The sequence below is a fragment of the Bacillus sp. MYb209 genome (assembly GCF_002975175.1).
Taxonomy (GTDB): domain Bacteria; phylum Bacillota; class Bacilli; order Bacillales; family Bacillaceae_G; genus Bacillus_A.
In genome coordinates this window covers 1-3,425 of the sequence record NZ_PCNZ01000092.1, presented here as the reverse complement: position 1 = coordinate 3,425, position 3,425 = coordinate 1, and the positions used below count along the sequence as shown (strand labels likewise).

General features: G+C 33.3%; 3 protein-coding genes. All 3 read right to left on the bottom strand.

The features are described 5' to 3' along the window. Positions 1 to 158: 158 nt before the first annotated feature. On the bottom strand, positions 159 to 383 hold the full coding sequence (locus tag CQZ94_RS30330) for a hypothetical protein (protein ID WP_098623464.1): 225 nt from the start codon (positions 381 to 383) through the stop codon (positions 159 to 161). A gap of 400 nt (positions 384 to 783) precedes the next feature. Beyond that, a complete protein-coding gene (locus tag CQZ94_RS30325; RefSeq protein ID WP_105588386.1) occupies positions 784 to 1,104 on the bottom strand; it encodes a hypothetical protein in 321 nt (106 codons plus the stop codon). A 270-nt stretch (positions 1,105 to 1,374) separates the two neighbouring features. Further along, positions 1,375 to 3,165 (bottom strand): S9 family peptidase, encoded by a 1,791-nt coding sequence (locus CQZ94_RS30320; protein ID WP_105588385.1) that lies wholly within the window; start codon positions 3,163 to 3,165, stop codon positions 1,375 to 1,377. Positions 3,166 to 3,425 lie beyond the last annotated feature (260 nt).

Here is a 3,425-nt window from a genome sequence, read left to right as displayed (position 1 = left end):
CACAGAAACAGACATAAAAAACGCCATCCTTTCCTATGATTCTACAGAAAGAATAGCCTATTTTTCTATTTTAAGGAAATTTAGTTTTGTTATCTTTCCTTAACAACAAACAAGACGCCACCCAGATCATGGTAGCGCCTACGATAATTACTATTGGTTTAATCATTAACAAGTATATCTGGACCCTTTTTCAACATATACGCGAAACCTGAAATAAATACGATACTAAATATAATAATGGAAGACCACATATTAAAATGAAATTCTTTACCTACAACTAAATAATAGATGTTATGGACCAAGAAATTAGCACCTATGATAATCCCACCTAACATTGAACTAATTACAAGGCTGATTAAATAAAATTTGAACTTCTGAAACATTTCCCCTCTACTCCTTTTCTAAAATCAACTTTATTTAGGATGTTTTAGAAAATTATACCATTTATTTTTCTGATATTCTTAAATCTATAATATATTTAAGGTTATTTTAAGAGAAGAAGGATTACCTACCCAAATTTCTATTTTGGGGTCCCACCAATATGCCCATCAAGCTAATGAAACTAGTTGCCCCAAAACAAAAAATGTATATTTTCACCTGGAGATGCCAATTTTCTCGTTTTGGGGGTATTTCCCTTTATTAGGTTGATGGCGATGGGGTCGCCCCAACATTTCGCGGATTCTGTACGCTAAGGATGTAAGCCAAGATACAAAAAGGCTTTTAACATAAGAACCGTAATAATGAAATCATAGAAAAGGGCAAGCGTGAAGCTTGCCTTGTTTTTTATTCTGTATCTGTAGGAGGACCACTAATATTACCCGCCCTATCAGTAATACGATAATATAGGGGAACACTTTTATTCTGTATTTTTTTAGCATCAGTGAATGGAATTTCAATTTCAATCGATTGATTAACTTCATCTTCATCTATCGTATAGTCGTGTGTACGACCATCCCAAAAAATTTCAATTCTATCTCCAGGTTCCATAGCTGGGTAAGGTTCTATTGTAACTTTAATACCTTCGCTCGCACCTTCCGTATCAATCATGTCAATATCCAAAGGCTGTAATCCGTTTTCAGAATCAGTCGATTTATTAGTATCCATCCTTATCTCTCCCCTTGAATTTAATAATTACTACGTACCACGAAATTAATTCTATTTTATGTAAGCTTATACCTTCTTAACGTATGGTAGAACCAAGTGTTTTAATTTAGAAATTTCTTAGCGTACGAAATTCGCGAAATGTTGGCGAGACCCCATCACCATCAAGCTAAGAAAAGCAAATACCCCAAAAAAAAAAATGTACATTTTTTTGTTTTGGGGCCTTATAAAATTCTTAAGTTGATGGCCATACCCTCCAAGGTGCCATTTATTTCACTTATGCTTTGCTAAAAATTCTGTTATGCGACGATATACATATATTTCATTTTCTTTTTTTGAAAATCCATGTCCTTCATCGTCTAGTACTAGGTATTCTACATCTACTTCTTTTTCTTGCAGCGCTCGAAAAATTTGATCCGATTCTGTCTTTACAACTCGTGGATCATTTGCCCCCTGAATTATAAGGAGTGGTTTATTCATTTGATTTAAATATGTAATTGGTGAATCATTTATAAGCTTATCTTTATCATTCTTAATATCACCTATTAAATTAACTGCAAGCGGTTTCCAATTTTCAGGCATAGATTCGATAAAACTAAATAAATTGCTAGGCCCAAAAATGTCAATGGCTGCACGGAAATACTCTGAATGACGACCATAGAGCAATAAGGCCATATACCCTCCATAACTACCACCCATAACAAATAATTTATCAGGAGTTGATATACCCTGTTCAAATAACCATTCTATTCCTGCTACACAATCTAAGCGTGGGGCTTCTCCCCAATCACCTTCAATCATTTTTGTAAATGTTGAACCATATCTTGTACTTCCTCTAAAGTTTGGTGCAAAAATATTATATCCCTGCCTTAATAAATATTGAAATAATGCCCTGAAATCTTTCGTCTCAGCACTTTGTGGACCACCATGAGGCCAGAATATTGTATATCCGTTTTGCACTTCTCCTTTCGCCCGGAATAATAATGCTTCTATGTTTAATCCATCAAAGGAGGCATATGTTATAACATCCGGTTCAACAAAAGAAGATTCAGATAAACCAATAACATAGTTTTTTGTTAATGCTGACCATTCTGTATCTCCATTTTTCTTGTAATAGATGTTTGCTGTTTTCGTCGCACTTTCACCTAATAGATATAAATTTTCAGATTTGGTAATTTCTATTTGACGTATCGTATCTACCGGAGAATTTAATAGAATTAATTCCTTTTTATCCCATACAAATTTATATAACCTATCTGTAACACCTTTCGACGAAACAATGTAGCCATTTTTTGTTTCAGTATGCCATTTTATATCGGATATATCTTCCTTCTCTATTTTACAGATTGGTTTGAATTCCTGTTTATTTAAATCAAAAGAAGCTACATAAGAAAACTCTTCTTCATAATTTGTAACAAAAATCACTGTATTTTCATCAATATAACAAATGGACTCTATGGTATGTTCTTTCTCACTGGAAGGTACTATACAAATGAGTTCTTCTCCCTTTTTCACATATCCTACATTATACGTATTACTATATGACTTTAAAACAATGTAACTTGATTCATTCGGACTCACTGCCCCCACATATGTAGGTGTCTCCACACCAGTTAACAGAAGCGTATCTTCTTTTGTACGTATATTATAACAACGTGAGTTGAAGAACCTTGGGTTATCTTTACTTGTGACATAGTATAATCGTTCCCCATCCTCTGTTAAATGCACATAATAATCCTTTTCTGTCTCTCCTGCTGGAATCAATTCAAGCAATCCGCCACCCTCTGGTTTTAATGCATAAATATGATAATTTTCATCGCCATTTTTATCAAATCCAGCTAAAATAAATCTATTTAAAGAATCCACTTTAATAAAATTACTTGCTTGATTACAATATGTTAACGGATACGGGGATAAGTTTGGTAAATCCATCGCCCATAAATTAGAATGACCATTTAAGTTTGTACTAAAAATTAACCTTCCTTCATCTTCACTGACTGTAAACTTACCCATACTATATGATCTAAAAAATTGTTCGGCATCTTCTCTAGGAAATTGAATCATCTTTCTTCCTCCATTCTATTTAATATCTAAAAATTCAGAATACCACATATATAAAGATTCTATATTTCCCTACTTATCCCTTTTTTGTTTTATTTAGATTTACTTCTACCTTCTAATTCCCTTATTAACATTACAAGTAGAGAGGTAAAAATTTCGTTCTGGAGGTACTTTAAAATCTTAGCTTGAGGGACATGTGGTGCTACCCCACATCCATCAACTTAAGGATTTAGACTATTCTTGAAGTTAAAAGCACGTTACTA